The following is a 19643-nucleotide window of genomic DNA, read 5'->3' as shown; positions in this document are numbered from 1 at the left end:
GGCGGCGACCATGTCGCCGAGACCCGCCGCAACATCACCGGCTACCTGGACGGTCTGGAGATCCGGTGAGCGCCGCGGAGCCACACGGCACCGGCCCGGCCGTGGTACTGGTGGGCCCGCCCGGCGCGGGCAAGACCACCGTGGGCACGGTGCTGGCCCGCAGACTGGGCACCACCCTGCGCGACACCGACGCCGACATCGAGGCCGCCGCGGGCAAGCCGATCCCGGACATCTTCGTCGAGGACGGCGAGCCGCGCTTCCGGGAGCTGGAGCGGGAGGCGGTGCGGGCGGCGCTGACCGGGCACGACGGGGTGGTCTCGCTCGGCGGCGGGGCCGTCATGGACGGCGGCACCCGCGCACTGCTCACCGGACTGCCGGTGGTCTTCCTGGACGTGTCGCTCGCCGACGCGGTCCGGCGCGTCGGCCTGGACGCCCCGCGGCCGCTGCTGGCCGTCAACCCCCGGCAGCAGTGGCGCACCCTGATGGAGCAGCGCCGCCCGCTGTACACCGAGGTGGCCCGCACGACCGTCACCACCGCCGGCCGCGACCCGGAGGAGGTCGCCCAGGCGGTCCTGGACTCACTCGACTTGAAGGACGCATGACCACCACACCCCCCACCCGCATCACGGTCGGCGGCACCGCCGGCACCGCCCCCTACGACGTCCTGGTCGGTCGGCAGCTCCTGGGCGAGCTGCCGGGCCTGATCGGCGCCGAGGCCCACCGCGTGGCGGTGATCCACCCCGAGGCGCTCACCGAGACCGGCGAGGCGATCCGGGCGGACCTGGCCGAGCAGGGCCTGGAGGCCATCGCCATCCAGGTGCCCAACGCCGAGGAGGCCAAGACCGCCGAGGTCGCCGCGTACTGCTGGAAGGCGCTGGGCGCCTCCGGCTTCACCCGCACCGACGTCATCGTCGGCGTCGGCGGGGGAGCCACCACCGACCTGGCCGGGTTCGTCGCCGCGACCTGGCTGCGCGGCGTGCGCTGGATCGCCGTGCCCACCACCGTGCTCGGCATGGTGGACGCGGCGGTCGGCGGCAAGACCGGCATCAACACCGCCGAGGGCAAGAACCTGGTCGGCGCCTTCCACCCCCCGGCCGGGGTGCTGTGCGACCTGGCCGCGCTGGAGTCCCTGCCGGTGCACGACTACGTCTCCGGTCTGGCGGAGGTCATCAAGGCGGGCTTCATCGCCGACCCGGCCATCCTCGACCTGGTCGAGGCCGACCCGCAGGCCGCCCGCACCCCCGCCGGCCCCCACACCGCCGAGCTGATCGAGCGGTCGATCAGGGTCAAGGCCGAGGTGGTCTCCGCCGACCTGAAGGAGTCGGGCCTGCGGGAGATCCTCAACTACGGCCACACCCTCGCCCACGCCATCGAGAAGAACGAGCGCTACAACTGGCGGCACGGTGCGGCCGTCGCCGTCGGCATGGTCTTCGCCGCCGAGCTGGGCAGGATCGCGGGCCGGCTGGACGACGCCACCGCCGACCGCCACCGCGCGATCCTGAAGTCCGTCGGACTGCCCGTCACCTACCGCGGCGACCAGTGGCCCAGGCTGCTGGAGACGATGAAGGTGGACAAGAAGACCCGCGGCGACCGGCTGCGCTTCATCGTCCTGGACGGCCTGGCCAGGCCCACCGTCCTGGAGGGCCCGGACCCGGCGATGCTGCTCGCCGCCCACGCCGAGATCGCCGACTGACCGCCGCCCGCGGGCCCGCGGGCACTCCTTCGCCGCCCCGGCCGTTCACACGGAGTCGGCCGGGGACGGTACGGTTCGGTACCGGACAGGCGGTGACATCCGGCCGTACCCGGCCGGGCCGCGCGGGACACCTGTACGGAAACGGAGTTGGGACCGGATGCAGCAGTACGGGACGCAGCGGCCCGTCCCGCCCGCGGGTTCCCCCCGGGGGCACCTCCAGGGACATCCACCGCATCCCCACCCCCAGGCGCCCCCGCAGCACCGGCAGCCCGCCGTCCACCCGGGCTGGACCCCTCCGCAGGCCCCGCCCCTTCCCCCTCCTCCGGCCGCCGCGCCGCCCCCTCCGCACCCGCCCGCGCCCGCGGCAGTGCCTCCCGGGCCGGTACCCGAGGCCACCGGGCACCTCCACCTGCCGGCCGGGGCTCCGGTGCAGATACCGGGGGGCACCGAGCAGACCGTCGATCCCGCCACGGTGGAGGCCGCGCACACCGCCGCCGTCGCCGTCCTGCTCATCGGCCCGGCCGGCGCGGGCAAGACCACCGTCGCCCGGTACTGGGCCGACCACCGCCGGGTGCCCACCGCGCACATCAGCCTGGACGACGTCCGCGAATGGGTGCGCTCCGGCTTCGCCGACCCCCAGTCGGGCTGGAACGAGCACTCCGAGGCGCAGTACCGCCTGGCCCGCCGCACCTGCGGCTTCGCCGCCCGGAACTTCCTGGCCAACGGCATCTCCTGCATCCTCGACGACGCCGTCTTCCCCGACCGGCCCGCCATCGGACTCGGCGGCTGGAAGCGCCACGTCGGCCCCGGTCTGATCCCCGTCGTGCTGCTGCCCGGCCTGGAGGTCGTCCTGGAGCGCAACGCCGAGCGCACCGGCAACCGCCGGCTGTCCGACGAGGAGGTCGCCCGGATCCACGGGCGGATGGCGGGCTGGTACGGCTCCGGCCTGCCGATCATCGACAACTCCCGGCAGGACGTGGCGACCACCGCCCGGCTGCTGGACGAGGCCGTCGCCCGCAGTCTCGCCAGCCCGCCGAGCTGGTAGCCCGCGCCGGAGGGTCCCCGGGCGGGACGGAGGACGGGAAGGGGCCCGGCCGCCCGTCCGGACGTGTCGGAAGGGTCCCCGCCCGCCGCTCTGCGTAGGCTCGGAAGCATGTCCGAGGTGCACGTGGCCCGCCGTTCACGGCTGCGCGACCGGTGGGCGGCGGCAGGCAGCGAGGCCGCCCTGATCTCACGGTCCGCCAACATCCGCTATCTGACCGGCTGTGCCGTGCCCGGCGCCGCCCTGCTGCTCGGACCCGACGGCGGGGACACCCTGCTCACTCCGCGGGGACCGGCCGCCGGCGGGCACACGGAGCCGCCGGGGGACACCGGTGGACTGCGCCGCCTCGTCCTCCCCGGCACCGCCTCCGACGCTGCCGTCGCCGCCGCCGGGCTGGCCGCCGCGGCGGGCACGGCGGTGCTGGCGGTGGAGGAGCACGACCTCACCGTGGCCCGGCACCGGGCCCTGGCCGCGGCGGCGCCGGGGCTGCGCCTGACCGACCTGGGCTGCGCGGTGGAGCAGCAGCGCCTGGTCAAGGACGAGGAGGAGCTGGCGGCCCTGCGGATCGCCGCCGAGATCACCGACCACGCCCTCGGCGAGCTGCTGGAGTCCATCCTGGTCGGCCGTACCGAGCGCCACCTGGCGCTGGAGCTGGAGCGGCGCCTGATGGACCACGGCGCCGACGGCCCGGCCTTCCCCACCTCCGTCGCCACCGGCCGCAACTCCGGTCTGGCCGGCCACCGGCCCACCGACCGCCGGGTGGAGGAGGGCGACTTCCTCACCGTGCGGCTGGGCGCCCGCTACCGCGGCTACCGCTGCCGGATCGGGCGGACCTTCGTGATCGGACCCGCCCCCGCCGACTGGCAGATCGAGCTGTACGAGCTGGTCTTCGCCGCGCAGCGCGCCGGGAGGGAGGCCCTGGCCCCCGGCGCGGAGTACCGTGAAGTCGACCGGGCGGCCCGCCAGCCGCTGGAGGCGGCCGGGTACGCGGAGGCGCTGGAGCCGTGCACCGGGCACGGGGTGGGGCTCGAAATCGGCGAGGACCCTCAGTTGTCGCCCACGGCCATGGGTAAACTGGACGCTTGCGTGCCGGTCACCGTCGGACCCGGGGTTCACCTCCCGGGGCGGGGCGGCGTCCGGATCGACGACACGCTCGTCGTTCGCCCGCAGGCGGACGGCGGACCCGAGCTACTCACCATCACGACCAAGGAACTGCTCGCCCTCTGATCGGTCCCCGATCGGAAGGCCGCGGTTCCTGGTTCCCGCAGCAGCAGTCTCAGGAGATTCCGCGACCGTGGCCACCACGAACGACCTCAAGAACGGCATGGTGCTCAAGCTCGAAGGGGGCCAGCTCTGGTCCGTTGTCGAGTTCCAGCACGTCAAGCCCGGCAAGGGCGGCGCCTTCGTGCGCACCAAGCTCAAGAACGTGCTCTCGGGCAAGGTGGTCGACAAGACCTTCAACGCAGGCACCAAGGTCGAGACGGCCACGGTCGACCGGCGCGGCATGCAGTTCTCGTACAAGGACGGCGCCGACTTCGTCTTCATGGACACCCAGACATTCGACCAGCTCACCATCTCCCCGGAGACCGTCGGCGACGCCGCCAACTACCTGCTGGAAGGCCAGGAGTGCACGGTCGCCATCCACGAGGGCAACCCGCTGTACATCGAGCTCCCGGCCGCCGTGGAGCTCACCATCGAGTACACCGAGCCGGGCGTCCAGGGCGACCGCTCCACCGGCGGCACCAAGCCCGCCAGGCTGGAGACGGGCTACGAGATCGGCGTCCCGCTCTTCATCACCACCGGTGAGAAGATCAAGGTCGACACCCGCACCGGTGAGTACCTCGGCCGGGTGAACAGCTAACCGTGGCAGCCCGCACCAAGGCCCGCAAGCGGGCCTTCCAGATCCTGTTCGAGGCCGATCAGCGCGACAGCGCCGTGACGGCCGTACTGGCGGACTGGATCCGGCACGCCAGGACCGACAGCCGGCAGCCGCCGGTCGGCGAGTACACGATGCAGCTGGTCGAGGGGTACGCGGAGCGCGCGGACCGGATCGACGAGCTGATCTCCACCTACTCCGTCGGCTGGACCCTGGACCGGATGCCGGCCGTGGACCGCAATCTCCTGCGCCTCGCCGCGTACGAGCTGATCTGGGAGGACGAGGTTCCCGACGCGGTGGTGATCGACGAGGCGGTGCAGCTCGCCAAGGAGTTCTCCACGGACGACTCCCCGGCCTTCGTCAACGGCCTGCTGGGCCGTCTGAAGGAGCTCAAGCCGACGCTGAGGCGCGGCTGAGCGTCCGGCGCACGCGACGCGAAGCGAACGCCGCGGGGCCCGCGGGACACGAGACGTCCCCCGGGCCCCGCGGCGTTCGCGTTCCCCCCGGGCCCTCCCGGGCGGGACCGGGGCACGGAGCGGGAACCACCACCGGGCGGGCCCTCCTTCCGGGCCCGCCCGGTGGCGGTACGTTTCTGCTGTTCTGGCCGATGATCCGCGGGACGGACTCCGCCGGCGCTCGCCGGGAGCCCTCAGGCCTCCTCGTGCTGGACCGCGCGGCGCGCGTCGGCGCCCAGCACGCCCCAGCTGATGAGCTGCTCGGTCAGCACCGACGGCGACTGGTCGTAGATGACCGCGAGGGTGCGCAGGTCGTCCTGGCGGATCGACAGCACCTTGCCGTTGTAGTCACCGCGCTGGCTCTGGATGGTCGCGGCGTACCGCTGCAGCGGGCCCGCCTTCTCGGAGGGCACGTGGGCCAGGCGCTCCAGGTCCAGGACGAGCTTCGGCGGCGGCTCGGCGGCCCCGCCCGGCGTGCTGCCCGGCAGAAGCTCCTGCACCGGGACGCCGTAGAAGTCCGCCAGCTCGGCCAGGCGCTGCACGGTCACGGCACGGTCACCGCGCTCGTACGAGCCGACCACGACCGCCTTCCAACGGCCCTGGGACTTCTCCTCGACACCGTGGAGGGAGAGGCCCTGCTGGGTGCGGATGGCCCGGAGCTTGGCTCCGAGCTGTTTGGCGTATTCGCTGGACATATGGCTCCCCGGGGGACGTCTTCGTAACTCATTGTGATGTTACGCAGCGTAATGTCGGGCGTCAAGCCGAGCGGATCCATACCGGGGGCGGGCGCGGGCCCGGCCACGCGCCTTTGACCTGCACCGGGATCCCCCCTGAGCGCCCCCGGGCGGGCCTGGTACCGTTGACGGCGCACCATCCGACTCCTTTAAGACCCGTCCCGTGAGGCGGGGAAGGAGGACCGTTCCGCATGAGCGGCAACACCACCGCCGGCAACACGGCCGGCAACACCGACAGCACAGCCGGCACCGCTCCGGCACGCCCCGTCCTGGAGGCGCCGGACATCGCGCGGGTCCTGACCCGCATCGCCCACGAGATCGTCGAGCGCGCCAAGGGCGCCGACGACGTGGTGCTCCTCGGCATCCCCACCCGCGGCACGCACCTGGCCCGGCGGCTGGGCGCCAAGCTGGAGGAGATCACCGGACGGCCCCTGCCCGTCGGATCGCTCGACATCACCATGTACCGCGACGACCTGCGGATGCGTCCGGCCCGCGCCCTGGCCCGCACCGAGATCCCCGGTGAGGGCATCGACGGGCGGCTGGTCGTCCTGGTCGACGACGTGCTTTTCTCGGGCCGCACCATCCGGGCCGCGCTCGACGCGCTGAACGACATCGGCCGCCCCCGCGCCGTGCAGCTCGCGGTCCTCGTCGACCGCGGCCACCGCGAACTGCCGATCCGCGCCGACTACGTCGGCAAGAACCTCCCCACCTCGCTGCGGGAGACGGTCAAGGTCCAGCTCACCGAGGAGGACGGCCGCGACGGCGTGCTCCTGGGCGTCCGCGGGACCGCCCCGGCCGGCGAGCAGTAGCGCCCCCTCCCACCCGTTCCGGCCCGCGCCCGGCGCCCGGGGTCCCGCTCGTCCGGGGCCCGGCGCACCCGTGCGCGCGGGCGCTGCCCGCCGCCCCGCCCACCATCCACGGAAGGCAACAGATGATGCGCCACCTCATCTCGGCCGCCGACCTCACCCGCGACGACGCCGTCCTGATCCTGGACACCGCCGAGGAGCTGGCCCGGGTCGCGGACCGGACGATCAGGAAACTCCCCACCCTGCGCGGCCGCACCGTCGTCAACCTCTTCTTCGAGGACTCCACCCGCACCCGGATCTCGTTCGAGGCCGCCGCCAAGCGGCTCTCCGCCGATGTGATCAACTTCTCGGCCAAGGGCTCGTCGGTCTCCAAGGGGGAATCCCTCAAGGACACCGCGCTGACCCTGGAGGCGATGGGCGCGGACGCCGTCGTCATCCGCCACCACGACTCCGGCGCCCCGCACCGCCTGGCCACCTCCGGCTGGATCGGCGGCTCGGTCGTCAACGCCGGCGACGGCACCCACGAGCACCCCACCCAGGCGCTGCTGGACGCCTTCACCCTCCGCCGCCGCCTGGTCGGCGGCCCCGACGGGGGAGCGGGACGGGACCTGTCCGGACGCCGGGTCACCATCGTCGGCGACATCCTCCACAGCCGCGTCGCCCGCTCGGGCGTGCACCTGCTCACCACGCTCGGCGCCGAGGTCACCCTGGTCGCCCCGCCCACCCTGGTGCCGATCGGCGTGGAGGCGTGGCCCTGCGAGGTCTCGTACGACCTGGACGCCGTGCTGCCCAAGTCCGACGCCGTGATGATGCTGCGCGTCCAGCGCGAACGGATGAACGCAGCCTTCTTCCCCACCGGGCGCGAGTACGCCCGCCGCTACGGCCTGGACGGCCGGCGCATGGGGCGGATGCCCGACCACGCCGTCGTGATGCACCCCGGCCCGATGAACCGCGGCATGGAGATCACCGCCGAGGTCGCCGACTCCGACCGCTGCACGGCGGTGGAGCAGGTCGGCAACGGCGTCAGCATCCGGATGGCCGTCCTCTACCTGCTGCTGGGCGGCGCCGAACCCGCCCTCGGCGCCCCCGCCACCACCCGTTCCGAGGAGACCGAGTGACCATGAGCACCTACCTGATCCGCGGCGCGAGGATCCTCGGCGGCGACCCCGCGGACGTACGGATCGCCGACGGGACCGTCGCCGAGATCGGCACCGGCCTGGACGCCGGAGGGGCCACCGTGATCGAGGCCGACGGCCAGGTCCTGCTGCCGGGCCTGGTCGACCTCCACACCCACCTGCGCGAGCCCGGCCGCGAGGACTCCGAGACCGTCCTGACCGGCACCCGCGCAGCCGCGGCCGGCGGCTACACCGCCGTCCACGCCATGGCCAACACCTTCCCCGTGGCCGACACCGCCGGCGTGGTCGAGCAGGTCTGGCGGCTGGGGCGGGAGTCCGGCTACTGCGACGTGCAGCCCGTCGGCGCCGTCACCATCGGCCTGGAGGGCAAGCAGCTCGCCGAACTGGGCGCGATGCACGAGTCGGCCGCCTCCGTGCGGGTCTTCTCCGACGACGGCAAGTGCGTGGACGACGCGGTGATCATGCGCCGGGCGCTGGAGTACGTCAAAGCCTTCGACGGCGTCATCGCCCAGCACGCCCAGGAGCCCCGGCTCACCGAGGGCGCGCAGATGAACGAGGGCGTGGTCTCCGCCGAGCTCGGCCTGGGCGGCTGGCCCGCCGTCGCCGAGGAGGCGATCATCGCCCGCGACGTGCTGCTGGCCGCGCACGTCGGCTCCCGGCTGCACATCTGCCACCTGTCCACCGCCGGGTCGGTGGAGATCGTCCGCTGGGCCAAGTCCAAGGGCTGGAACGTCACCGCCGAGGTCACCCCGCACCACCTGCTGCTCACCGACGAGCTGGTGCGCTCCTACGACCCGGTCTACAAGGTGAACCCGCCGCTGCGCACCGAGGCCGACGTGACGGCCCTGCGCGAGGCGCTGGCCGACGGCACCATCGACTGCGTCGCCACCGACCACGCCCCGCACCCGCACGAGGACAAGGACTGCGAGTGGGGCGCCGCGGCCATGGGCATGGTCGGCCTGGAGACCGCCCTGTCCGTCGTCCAGCACACCATGGTCGACACCGGCCTGCTGGACTGGGCGGGCGTCGCCGACCGGATGTCCTTCCGCCCCGCGGCCATCGGCCGCCTCACCGGTCACGGACGTCCCATCTCGGCAGGTGAGCCCGCCAACCTCACCCTGGTCGATCCGTCCTACCGTGGAGCGGTGGATTCCGCACAGTTCGCGTCCCGCAGCCGCAACACCCCCTACCAGGGCCGGGAGCTGCCGGGCCGCGTCACGCACACCTTCCTGCGGGGCAGGGCGACAGTCATGGACGGAAAGCTCGTATGAACCTCTCACCGGCGTCACTCGCCGCCCGGTACACCGCCGCTCCCGAGTCGCAGCAGGTGACGGACTGGAGCGCCCGCATCGCCTGGGTGATCGGCCTCGCGCTGTTCGTCGCGCTGCTGTACTGGCTGATGCGGGAGGGCTGGAAGTGGCGGGCGGTCCTCCAGTCCGACCTGCCCGACCTCCCCCGCAGGCCCGCCGACCCGGGCGAGCCGGAACTGACCATGACCGGCCGCTACCACGGCTCCACCACGGCGGGGCAGTGGCTCGACCGGATCGTCGCCCACGGCCTGGGCGCCCGCAGCCGCGCCGAGCTCACCCTCACCGAGCGGGGCGTGGACGTCGTGCGGCCCGGGGCGACCGACTTCTTCATCCCGGCCGACCGGCTCCGCGACGCACGCCTCGACAAGGGCATCGCCGGCAAGGTCCTCACCGAGGACGGCCTGCTGGTGATCACCTGGGAGCACGGCGGGAAGCTGCTGGACTCCGGCTTCCGCTCCGACCGCGCCGCCGAGCACACCGCCTGGCGGGACGCCGTCCGGGCGATGGCCGCCGGACCCGCCGGCACCGCAGAAGACCCCCACGGCACCACCGACGCTGCCGCCACCACGCACCATGAGGAAGGCGCACGATGACGACCTCCGCTCGCAAAGCCTCCAGGGTGCCCGCCGTACTCGTCCTGGAGGACGGCCGCACCTTCCGCGGCCGCGCCTACGGGGCCGTGGGCGAGACCCTCGGCGAGGCCGTGTTCTCCACCGGCATGACCGGCTACCAGGAGACCCTGACCGACCCCTCCTACCACCGCCAGGTGGTCGTCATGACCGCCCCGCACGTCGGCAACACCGGCGTCAACGACGAGGACCCGGAGTCGAAGCGGATCTGGGTGGCCGGCTACGTCGTCCGGGACCCCGCCCGCGTGCCCTCCAACTGGCGCTCGGTGCGCACCCTGGACGAGGAGCTGACCGCCCAGGGCGTCGTCGGCATCAGCGGCGTCGACACCCGGGCGCTCACCCGCCACCTGCGCGAGCGCGGGGCGATGCGGGTGGGCATCTTCTCCGGCGACGCCGTCACCGACGAAGCGACCATGCTGGCCAAGGTGCGCAGCGCCCCGGAGATGGCCGGCGCCGACCTGGCCGCCGAGGTCGCCACCGCCGAGCCCTACGTCGTCCCCGCGGTCGGCGCCAGGCGGTTCACGGTGGCGGCGGTGGACCTGGGCATCAAGGGCATGACCCCGCGCCGGATGGCCGAGCGGGGCATCGAGGTCCACGTCCTCCCCGCCACGGCCACGCTGGAGGACGTCTACGCGGTCGATCCGGACGGCGTGTTCTTCTCCAACGGGCCCGGCGACCCCGCCACCGCCGACCACCCCGTCTCCCTGATGCGCGGCGTCCTGGAGCGCTCCACGCCGCTGTTCGGCATCTGCTTCGGCAACCAGGTGCTCGGCCGCGCGCTCGGTTTCGGCACCTACAAGCTGAAGTACGGCCACCGCGGCATCAACCAGCCCGTGCAGGACCGCCTCACCGGCAAGGTCGAGGTCACCGCGCACAACCACGGCTTCGCCGTGGACGCCCCCGTCGACGCGCCCAGCGACACCCCCTACGGACGCGCCGAGGTCTCCCACGTCTGCCTCAACGACGGAGTGGTCGAGGGCCTGCGCCTGCTCGACCGGCCCGCGTTCAGCGTCCAGTACCACCCCGAGGCCGCGGCCGGCCCGCACGACGCCTCCTACCTCTTCGACCGGTTCGTCTCCCTGATGGAGGGCCAGCGTGCCTAAGCGCACCGATATCCAGTCCGTCCTGGTCATCGGCTCCGGTCCGATCGTCATCGGCCAGGCCGCCGAGTTCGACTACTCCGGAACCCAGGCGTGCCGCGTGCTCAAGGCCGAGGGCCTGCGGGTGATCCTGGTCAACTCCAACCCCGCCACGATCATGACCGACCCGGAGATCGCCGACGCCACCTACGTCGAGCCGATCACCCCGGAGTTCGTCGAGAAGATCATCGCCAAGGAGCGGCCCGACGCGCTGCTGCCCACCCTGGGCGGCCAGACCGCGCTGAACACCGCGATCGCCCTCCACGAGTCCGGCGCCCTGGAGCGCCACGGGGTGGAGCTGATCGGCGCCAACGTCGAGGCGATCCGCAAGGGCGAGGACCGCGACCAGTTCAAGGAGGTCGTGGAGGCGGTCCGGCGGAAGATCGGGCACGGCGAGTCGGCCCGCTCGGTCATCTGCCACTCCATGGAGGAGGTCCTGGCGGGCGTCGAGGAGCTCGGCGGCTACCCCGTGGTCGTCCGTCCCTCCTTCACCATGGGCGGCGCGGGCTCCGGCTTCGCGCACGACGAGGACGAGCTGCGCCGCATCGCCGGCCAGGGACTGGCGCTCTCCCCGACCACCGAGGTGCTCCTGGAGGAGTCCATCCTCGGCTGGAAGGAGTACGAGCTGGAGCTGATGCGCGACCGCAACGACAACGTGGTGGTCGTCTGCTCCATCGAGAACCTCGACCCGATGGGCGTCCACACCGGCGACTCCATCACCGTCGCCCCGGCGATGACGCTCACCGACCGCGAGTACCAGGTGCTGCGCGACATCGGCATCGCCGTCATCCGCGAGGTGGGCGTGGACACCGGCGGCTGCAACATCCAGTTCGCCGTCAACCCCGCCAACGGCCGGGTCATCGTCATCGAGATGAACCCGCGGGTCTCGCGCTCCTCGGCGCTGGCCTCCAAGGCCACCGGCTTCCCGATCGCCAAGATCGCAGCCAAGCTGGCCGTGGGCTACACCCTGGACGAGATCCCCAACGACATCACCGAGCAGACCCCGGCCTCCTTCGAGCCGACCCTGGACTACGTGGTGGTCAAGGTCCCGCGGTTCGCGTTCGAGAAGTTCCCGGGCGCCGACGCCGCCCTGACCACCACCATGAAGTCGGTGGGCGAGGCCATGGCGATCGGCCGGAACTTCCCCGAGGCGCTGAACAAGGCGCTGCGCTCGCTGGAGAAGAAGGGCAGCCAGTTCGACTTCACCGGCGAGCCGGGGGACAAGGACGAGCTGCTCGCCGCGGCCCGCCGCCCCACCGACGGACGGATCAACACCGTCATGGCCGCCATCCGGGCCGGCGCGACCCCGGAGGAGGTCTTCGAGGCCACGGCGATCGACCCCTGGTTCGTCGACCAGCTCTTCCTGATCAAGGAGACCGCCGACGAGCTGGCCGCCGCCGACCGGCTCGACCCCGAGCTGCTCGCCGAGGCCAAGCGGTACGGCTTCTCCGACGCCCAGATCGCCGCGATCCGCGGACTGCGCGAGGACGTCGTCCGCGAGGTCCGCCACACCCTCGGCGTGCGCCCGGTCTACAAGACGGTCGACACCTGCGCCGCCGAGTTCGCGGCGAGGACCCCGTACTTCTACTCCTCCTACGACGAGGAGAGCGAGGTCGCGCCGCGCGAGAAGCCCGCCGTGATCATCCTCGGCTCGGGCCCCAACCGCATCGGCCAGGGCATCGAGTTCGACTACTCCTGCGTGCACGCCTCCTTCGCGCTGCGCGACGCCGGCTACGAGACCGTGATGGTCAACTGCAACCCCGAGACGGTCTCCACCGACTACGACACCTCCGGCCGGCTGTACTTCGAGCCGCTCACCCTGGAGGACGTCCTGGAGGTCGTCCACGCGGAAGAGCAGGCCGGCCCCGTCGCGGGCGTGATCGTCCAGCTCGGCGGCCAGACCCCGCTCGGCCTGGCCCAGGCACTCAAGGACAGCGGCGTCCCCGTCGTGGGCACCTCCCCGGAGGCCATCCACCTCGCCGAGGACCGCGGCGCCTTCGGCCGCGTCCTGGCCGAGGCCGGCCTGCCCGCGCCCAAGTACGGCACCGCGTTCTCCTTCGCCGAGGCCAAGGAGATCGCCGCCGGGATCGGCTACCCGGTCATGGTCCGCCCCTCCTACGTGCTGGGCGGGCGCGGCATGGAGATCGTCTACGACGAGCCCTCGCTGGCGGAGTACCTCCGGCGCCACGCGGGCCTGATCTCCGAGCACCCGGTGCTGATCGACCGGTTCCTCGACGACGCCATCGAGATCGACGTCGACGCGCTCTACGACGGCTCCGAGCTCTACCTCGGCGGCGTGATGGAGCACATCGAGGAGGCCGGCATCCACTCCGGCGACTCCGCCTGCGCGCTGCCCCCCATCACCCTGGGCGGGCACGACATCAAGCGGCTGCGCGCCTCCACCGAGGCCATCGCCCGCGGCGTCGGGGTGCGCGGACTGATCAACATCCAGTTCGCGCTGGCCGGGGACATCCTCTACGTCCTGGAGGCCAACCCGCGCGCCTCCCGCACCGTCCCCTTCACCTCCAAGGCCACCGCCGTCCCCCTGGCCAAGGCCGCCGCCCGGATCTCGCTGGGAGCCACCATCGCCGAACTGCGCGCCGAGGGGATGCTGCCGGCCGCCGGCGACGGCGGCGACCTGCCGCTGGACGCGCCGATCTCGGTGAAGGAGGCCGTGCTGCCGTGGACCCGCTTCCGCGACGTCCACGGCCGCGGCGTGGACACCGTCCTCGGCCCGGAGATGCGCTCCACCGGCGAGGTGATGGGCATCGACGCGGTCTTCGGCACCGCCTACGCCAAGTCCCAGGCCGGCGCCTACGGCGCGCTGCCCACCAAGGGCCGCGCGTTCGTCTCGGTCGCCAACCGCGACAAGCGCTCGATGATCTTCCCGGCCCGCGAGCTGGTCGCCATGGGCTTCGAGCTGCTGGCCACCTCCGGCACCGCCGAGGTCCTGCGCCGCAACGGCATCGAGGCCACCGTGGTGCGCAAGCACAGCGAGGGCCCCGGCCCGAACGGCGAGAAGACCATCGTCCAGCTCATCCACGACGGCGAGGTCGACCTCATCGTCAACACCCCCTACGGCACCGGCAGCCGCCTGGACGGCTACGACATCCGCACCGCCGCCGTCGCCCGCGGCGTGCCGTGCCTCACCACCGTCCAGGCCCTGGCCGCCGCGGTGCAGGGCATCGACGCCCTCAACCGCGGTGAGGTGAGCGTCCGCTCCCTCCAGGAACACGCGGAGCGCCTCATCGCCGCCCGCGAGGGGTGAGGCGGCGGAGGGGGGACACCGGCCGGTGTCCCCCCTCCGCCGCGAGAGCCCCGGCCTCACGGGGAACAAGCCCACGTCCCGCCGCCCGGAAGACCCCGCATGTACTCCCTGCTGTTCCGCCTGGTCCTCACGCGCCTCGATCCCGAGCGGGCGCACCACCTGGCGTTCGCCCTGATCCGCCGCGTCGCCCGCGTCCCCGGCCTGCGGGCCCTCGTCGCGGCCGTCCTCGCCCCCTCCCGGAGCCAGGCGCGCGCCCTGCGCACCGAGGCCTTCGGGCTGACCATGCGCGGCCCCTTCGGGCTCGCCGCCGGCTTCGACAAGAACGCCGCCGGCATCGACGGGCTCACCATGCTCGGCTTCGACCACGTGGAGGTCGGCACGGTCACCGCCCGCGCCCAGCCGGGCAACCCGAAGAAGCGGCTGTTCCGCCTGGTCGCCGACCGCGCCCTGATCAACCGCATGGGCTTCAACAACGACGGCTCCGCCGCCGTCGCGGCCCGCCTCGCGAAGCGCCGGGCGGTCTTCCCGGCAACCGTCGGCGTCAACATCGGCAAGACCAAGGTCGTCCCGGAGGGCGAGGCCGCGGAGGACTACGCGACCTCCGCCGGGCGACTGGCGCCGTACGCGGACTACCTCGTCGTCAACGTCTCCTCGCCCAACACCCCCGGCCTGCGGAACCTCCAGGCCACCGAGCACCTGCGCCCGCTGCTGACGGCGGTGCGCGCCGCCGCCGACGACGCGGCGCCCGGCCGCCGGGTGCCGCTGCTGGTCAAGATCGCCCCGGACCTGGCCGACGAGGACGTCGACGCGGTCGCCGACCTCGCCGTCGAACTGGGTCTGGACGGCATCATCGCCACCAACACCACCATCGCCCGCGACGGCCTGGGCCTGACCTCCGACCGCGCGGAGATCGAGGCCATCGGCGCGGGCGGCCTCTCCGGCGAGCCGCTGAAGGACCGCTCCCTGGCGGTGCTGCGCCGCCTGTACGCGCGCGTCGGCGACCGCGTCACCCTGGTCGGGGTCGGCGGGGTGCGCACCGCCGACGACGTGTGGGAGCGCATCCTGGCCGGCGCCACCCTCGTCCAGGGGTACAGCGCCTTCGTCTACGAGGGCCCGGCGTGGTGCCGCCGCGTCCACCGGGGCCTGGCCGCGAGGCTGGCCGCGAGCCCGTACGCCACCCTCGCCGACGCCGTCGGCGCCGACACCCAGAAGGTGACCTCCCGATGAACTCCCCGACGGGCATCCCGGCGAACTCCCCGGCGAATCCCCCGGCGACCTCTCCGGCGGAGGCGGCCTCCCCGCAGCCGTCCCCCGAGCCCTTCGGCGCCCGCCTGCGCCGCGCCATGGACGACCGGGGCCCGCTGTGCGTGGGCATCGACCCGCACGCCTCGCTGCTCGCCTCCTGGGGGCTGGACGACGACGTGGCGGGCCTGGAACGGTTCACGCGCACGGTCGTGGACGCCCTCGCGGACCGGGTGGCCGTCCTCAAGCCGCAGTCCGCGTTCTTCGAGCGCTTCGGGTCGCGCGGCGTCGCCGTGCTGGAGCGGGCGATCGCCGACGCCCGCTCGGCCGGCGCCCTGGTGCTCACCGACGCCAAGCGCGGCGACATCGGCTCCACCATGGCCGCCTACGCCGCCGCCTACCTGGAGCCGGGCAGCCCGCTGTTCTCCGACGCGCTGACCGTCAGCCCCTACCTGGGGTTCGGCTCGCTGCGGCCCGCCCTGGACGCCGCGCGGGCGGCGGGCGCGGGAGTCTTCGTGCTGGCCCTCACCTCCAACCCGGAGGGCGCCGAGGTGCAGCGCGCCACGGCGGCGGGAGGGGCGGCGGTCGCGCAGACGGTGCTGGACCACATCGCCCGGGAGAACGCCGGCGCGGAACCGCTGGGCTCGGTGGGCGCGGTGGTGGGCGCCACCCTGGGCCGGGCGGACGCCGACCTGGCGGTGAACGGTCCGTTGCTGGCCCCGGGGCTGGGGGCCCAGGGAGCCACCGCCGAGGACCTCCCCGGAGTCTTCGGGGACGCCGTGCGCAACGTCCTGCCGAGCATCAGCCGGGGCGTCCTGGGACACGGTCCCTCGCCGCGGGCCCTGCGGGAGGCCGCGGAGCGGGAGACGGGCCGCCTGGCGGAGGTCCTGGGGTGATCCTCCCGGGCCCCGGCGGGGGCCCGGGACGGCGCGGGGGCCCCGCCAGCACCCCGATCGTGTGGTGATTTGCCCGGGAATGTCCCCCTGAACTTGAGTCTGACCTGGACTTTTCGCCTGTTCTCGCTGACTGTGGCGCTCGGGGCCGCTAGTCTCCGACGAGAGCACTGCGAATTCGGAGTTCTCCCAGGCCGGGAGGGTCCGGGGACGTGTTGCTCGTTGCATCCGCAGACGCGGGGCTACTAGGTTCCTCACCGATCCATATCCGACCAGTTCTACATCCGAGGTGACGTAGGCGTGGCTCTTCCGCCCCTTACCCCTGAACAGCGCGCAGCCGCGCTCGAGAAGGCCGCCGCGGCTCGCCGGGAGCGCGCCGAGGTCAAGAACCGACTGAAGCACTCCAACGCCTCGCTCCACGAGGTCATCAAGCAGGGCCAGGAGAACGACGTCATCGGCAAGATGAAGGTCTCCGCTCTCCTGGAGTCCCTGCCCGGCGTCGGCAAGGTCCGGGCCCGCCAGATCATGGAGCGGCTCGGCATCTCCGAGAGCCGCCGGGTGCGCGGCCTGGGCTCCAACCAGATCGCCTCCCTCGAGCGCGAGTTCGGCGGCGGTTCCGCCTCCTGACGTTTCCGGGCCTTCCCGGGAACCGGGATAATCGCCGTATGAGTGAACGTCCGCGGCTGACCGTGCTCTCCGGCCCCTCCGGGGTCGGCAAGAGCACGGTCGTCGCTCATCTGCGCAAGGTCCACCCCGAGATCTGGCTCTCGGTGTCCGTCACCACCCGCAAGCCCCGCCCCGGGGAGCAGCACGGCGTCCAGTACTTCTTCGTCGAGGACGAGGAGTTCGACAAGCTGGTCGCCAACGGCGAGCTGCTGGAGTGGGCCGAGTTCGCGGGCAACCGGTACGGGACCCCCCGGAGCGCCGTGCTGGAGCGGCTGGAGGCGGGCGATCCGGTGCTCCTGGAGATCGACCTCCAGGGCGCGCGCCAGGTGCGCGCGTCGATGCCCGAGGCCCGGCTCGTCTTCCTCGCCCCGCCGAGCTGGGACGAGCTGGTCCGGCGGCTCACCGGCCGGGGCACCGAGTCCCCCGAGGTCATCGAGCGGAGACTGGAGGCGGCCAGGACCGAGCTGGCGGCCGAGTCCGAGTTCGACACGACCCTGGTCAACACCTCCGTCGAGGACGTCAGCCGCGAGCTGCTAGCCTTGATGAAGGATTCGTGATCGCCGCCGGACCGCCCCCGGGCCCCGGAGCACCGGCGGTGGGCTCCCGGCCCCGGAGCACCCGGCACAGGGTCTCGCCGGACTCGGACACCACCAGGCCCGGCCGCCCGATCACTGACCGTCTTATCCACCGCAGCGGAAGGTAGAGCGTGTCCTCTTCCATGACCACGCCCGAGGGCATCATCAACCCGCCGATCGATGAGCTGCTTGAGGCCACCGACTCGAAGTACAGCCTGGTGATCTACGCCGCCAAGCGCGCGCGCCAGATCAACGCCTACTACTCGCAGCTCGGCGAGGGCCTGCTGGAGTACGTCGGCCCGCTGGTGGACACCCACGTCCACGAGAAGCCGCTGTCGATCGCGCTCCGCGAGATCAACGCGGGTCTGCTGACCGCCGAGTCCACCGACACCCCGGCGCAGTAGGCACACGGCAGTAGGCACACGTCGTCGTCAGGCCGCCGAGGGCGGTCGCACCGGCACACACCACGGGCCCGGCAGCCGCGCTGCCGGGCCCGTGGTGTGTCATGGAAGGCCGGCGGCGCGCCCGCGGACCCGGGGCACGGGCAGGGCGCGCGGGCCGTGAGGACGGAAACGGTGCCACGGGAACGGTGCCACGGAGAGAAGCGGGGAGAGGCGAAGGATGGACACCAGCGGCAAGCCCAGGGTGGTCCTGGGGGTCAGCGGCGGCATCGCCGCCTACAAGGCGTGCGAACTGCTGCGGAGGCTGACCGAGTCCGGCCACGACGTGCGGGTGGTGCCGACCGCGTCGGCGCTGAACTTCGTCGGCGAGGCCACCTGGTCCGCGCTGTCCGGCAACCCCGTGGCGACCGGGGTCTGGGACAGCGTCCACGAGGTCCCCCACGTCCGCATCGGCCAGGAGGCCGACCTGGTCGTCGTCGCGCCCGCCACCGCCGACACCCTGGCCCGGGCCGCCCACGGACTCGCCGACGACCTGCTGACCAACACCCTGCTCACCGCCCGCTGCCCGGTGGTCTTCGCGCCCGCCATGCACACCGAGATGTGGGAGCACCCCGCCACCGCGGAGAACGTGGCCACGCTGCGCCGCCGCGGCGCGGTCGTGATCGAGCCGGCGGTCGGACGGCTGACGGGCAAGGACACCGGCAAGGGCCGGCTGCCGGACCCCGCCGAGATCTTCGAGGTCTGCCGCCGGGTCCTCGCCCGCGGCGCGTCCCGGGAGCGGGACCTGGCCGGACGCCACGTCGTGATCAGCGCGGGCGGCACCCGCGAGCCGCTGGACCCGGTGCGCTTCCTGGGCAACCGCTCCTCGGGCCGGCAGGGGTACGCCCTGGCCCGCACCGCGGTGGCGCGCGGCGCACGGGTGACCCTGGTGGCGGCCAACACCGCCCTGCCCGACCCCGCCGGCGCGGACGTGGTGCGGGTGGGGACGGCCGCCCAGCTCCGGGAGGCCGTCCGCGGGGCCGCGGCGGACGCGGACGTGGTGGTCATGGCCGCGGCCGTGGCCGACTTCCGGCCCGCCCACTACGCCCAGGGGAAGATCAAGAAGCGGGAGGGCCGGGACCCGGAGCCGATCGCGCTGGTCCGCAACCCCGACATCCTGGCCGAGCTGTCCTCCGTGCGGTCCCGTCCCGGGCAGGTGGTCGTCGGTTTCGCAGCCGAGACCGACGACGTCCTGGCCAACGGCCGCGCCAAGCTCGCCCGCAAGGGGTGCGACCTGCTGGTCGTCAACGAGGTGGGGGAGGACAGGACGTTCGGGTCGGAGGAGAACGAGGCCGTCGTCCTGGGCGCGGACGGCAGCGAGACGCCCGTGCCGCGCGGCCCCAAGGAGGACCTCGCCGACACGGTGTGGGACAGGGTCGTCCGCATCCTGGACAAGGAGTGAGCGGCCGGAGGGCCGCGCCGCCGCGTCGTGCCAGGTGAGCCGCTCGCCGCGGACGCACCGCCGCACTCCGCTCGCCGCCCGTGACACGGGGTGAATGTGCCGGAGTGCGAGACGCCATGGCCATTCCGTGGAAGGCTGCGGATAAACTGACGGCGGACCGTGTCCGGGCGCAGCCCGGTGCCGGTCCGCCGACGACATCAGCCAGCAGCCGCTGCAACCCCAGGGAGCGATGTGTCCCGCCGCCTGTTCACCTCGGAGTCCGTGACCGAGGGCCACCCCGACAAGATCGCCGATCAGATCAGCGACACCATCCTCGATGCCCTGCTCGCCCAGGATC

General features: G+C 73.2%; 20 protein-coding genes. 19 read left to right on the top strand and 1 reads right to left on the bottom strand.

What is annotated here, in order from left to right:
• The first annotated feature begins 65 nt into the window (after window positions 1–65).
• The 6 genes from ABD358_RS28165 to nusB all read left to right on the top strand — a co-directional run bounded on the left by ABD358_RS28165 (window position 66) and on the right by nusB (window position 5027).
• Window positions 66–602, top strand: coding sequence for a shikimate kinase (locus tag ABD358_RS28165; RefSeq protein WP_344633992.1), 537 nt, complete (start codon window positions 66–68; stop codon window positions 600–602).
• The gene (aroB, locus tag ABD358_RS28160) at window positions 599–1693 is read left to right on the top strand and encodes a 3-dehydroquinate synthase (protein ID WP_344633991.1); all 1095 of its coding nucleotides are present in this window, start codon (window positions 599–601) and stop codon (window positions 1691–1693) included. Before ABD358_RS28165 ends, aroB begins: the two co-directional genes overlap by 4 nt.
• 157 nt (window positions 1694–1850) lie before the next feature.
• On the top strand, window positions 1851–2738 hold the full coding sequence (locus tag ABD358_RS28155; RefSeq protein WP_344633990.1) for an AAA family ATPase: 888 nt from the start codon (window positions 1851–1853) through the stop codon (window positions 2736–2738).
• A 108-nt stretch (window positions 2739–2846) separates the two neighbouring features.
• Complete coding sequence (locus ABD358_RS28150; RefSeq protein WP_344633989.1) at window positions 2847–3962, top strand: M24 family metallopeptidase; 1116 nt, start codon at window positions 2847–2849, stop codon at window positions 3960–3962.
• Between the two features lie 67 nt (window positions 3963–4029).
• A complete protein-coding gene (gene efp, locus ABD358_RS28145) occupies window positions 4030–4596 on the top strand; it encodes an elongation factor P (protein WP_344633988.1) in 567 nt (188 codons plus the stop codon).
• A gap of 2 nt (window positions 4597–4598) precedes the next feature.
• Entirely contained in the window at window positions 4599–5027 is a 429-nt protein-coding gene (nusB, locus tag ABD358_RS28140; protein WP_344633987.1) for a transcription antitermination factor NusB, read from the top strand.
• 233 nt (window positions 5028–5260) lie between these two features.
• On the opposite strand, the gene bldD is transcribed toward nusB, so the two are convergent.
• The gene (gene bldD / locus ABD358_RS28135) at window positions 5261–5761 is read right to left on the bottom strand and encodes a transcriptional regulator BldD (RefSeq protein WP_031507748.1); all 501 of its coding nucleotides are present in this window, start codon (window positions 5759–5761) and stop codon (window positions 5261–5263) included.
• Window positions 5762–5991: 230 nt separating this feature from the next.
• Between bldD and pyrR the strand changes: the two genes are divergently transcribed.
• The 13 genes from pyrR to ABD358_RS28070 form a co-directional block, all read left to right on the top strand.
• Entirely contained in the window at window positions 5992–6609 is a 618-nt protein-coding gene (gene pyrR / locus ABD358_RS28130) for a bifunctional pyr operon transcriptional regulator/uracil phosphoribosyltransferase PyrR (RefSeq protein ID WP_344633986.1), read from the top strand.
• A gap of 122 nt (window positions 6610–6731) precedes the next feature.
• Window positions 6732–7724, top strand: coding sequence for an aspartate carbamoyltransferase catalytic subunit (locus tag ABD358_RS28125; protein WP_344633985.1), 993 nt, complete (start codon window positions 6732–6734; stop codon window positions 7722–7724).
• A 2-nt stretch (window positions 7725–7726) separates the two neighbouring features.
• Window positions 7727–9013, top strand: a complete 1287-nt coding sequence (locus ABD358_RS28120) for a dihydroorotase (protein WP_344633984.1) — start codon at window positions 7727–7729, stop codon at window positions 9011–9013.
• Complete coding sequence (locus ABD358_RS28115) at window positions 9010–9645, top strand: PH-like domain-containing protein (protein ID WP_344633983.1); 636 nt, start codon at window positions 9010–9012, stop codon at window positions 9643–9645. Before ABD358_RS28120 ends, ABD358_RS28115 begins: the two co-directional genes overlap by 4 nt.
• Window positions 9642–10784 (top strand): glutamine-hydrolyzing carbamoyl-phosphate synthase small subunit, encoded by a 1143-nt coding sequence (carA, locus tag ABD358_RS28110; protein WP_344633982.1) that lies wholly within the window; start codon window positions 9642–9644, stop codon window positions 10782–10784. The genes ABD358_RS28115 and carA overlap by 4 nt, the downstream gene beginning before the upstream one ends.
• Complete coding sequence (carB, locus tag ABD358_RS28105; RefSeq protein ID WP_344633981.1) at window positions 10777–14088, top strand: carbamoyl-phosphate synthase large subunit; 3312 nt, start codon at window positions 10777–10779, stop codon at window positions 14086–14088. The genes carA and carB overlap by 8 nt, the downstream gene beginning before the upstream one ends.
• Window positions 14089–14187: 99 nt before the next feature.
• On the top strand, window positions 14188–15315 hold the full coding sequence (locus ABD358_RS28100; RefSeq protein ID WP_344633980.1) for a quinone-dependent dihydroorotate dehydrogenase: 1128 nt from the start codon (window positions 14188–14190) through the stop codon (window positions 15313–15315).
• A complete protein-coding gene (gene pyrF / locus ABD358_RS28095; protein WP_344633979.1) occupies window positions 15312–16226 on the top strand; it encodes an orotidine-5'-phosphate decarboxylase in 915 nt (304 codons plus the stop codon). The genes ABD358_RS28100 and pyrF overlap by 4 nt, the downstream gene beginning before the upstream one ends.
• Window positions 16227–16523: 297 nt before the next feature.
• Window positions 16524–16850, top strand: a complete 327-nt coding sequence (locus ABD358_RS28090) for an integration host factor (RefSeq protein WP_344633978.1) — start codon at window positions 16524–16526, stop codon at window positions 16848–16850.
• Between the two features lie 38 nt (window positions 16851–16888).
• A complete protein-coding gene (gmk, locus tag ABD358_RS28085) occupies window positions 16889–17446 on the top strand; it encodes a guanylate kinase (protein WP_344633977.1) in 558 nt (185 codons plus the stop codon).
• 149 nt (window positions 17447–17595) lie between these two features.
• The gene (rpoZ, locus tag ABD358_RS28080; RefSeq protein WP_344633976.1) at window positions 17596–17868 is read left to right on the top strand and encodes a DNA-directed RNA polymerase subunit omega; all 273 of its coding nucleotides are present in this window, start codon (window positions 17596–17598) and stop codon (window positions 17866–17868) included.
• Window positions 17869–18085: 217 nt separating this feature from the next.
• The gene (gene coaBC / locus ABD358_RS28075) at window positions 18086–19306 is read left to right on the top strand and encodes a bifunctional phosphopantothenoylcysteine decarboxylase/phosphopantothenate--cysteine ligase CoaBC (RefSeq protein ID WP_344633975.1); all 1221 of its coding nucleotides are present in this window, start codon (window positions 18086–18088) and stop codon (window positions 19304–19306) included.
• Window positions 19307–19537: 231 nt separating this feature from the next.
• The coding region (locus ABD358_RS28070; protein ID WP_344633993.1) for an S-adenosylmethionine synthetase N-terminal domain-containing protein at window positions 19538–19643 on the top strand (106 nt) is incomplete at its 3' end.

Source organism: Streptomyces glaucosporus (assembly GCF_039533345.1).
GTDB lineage: Bacteria > Actinomycetota > Actinomycetes > Streptomycetales > Streptomycetaceae > Streptomyces > Streptomyces glaucosporus.
Note: the sequence above shows the minus strand (reverse complement) of the source record. Positions and strands in the feature narration are given on the sequence as shown.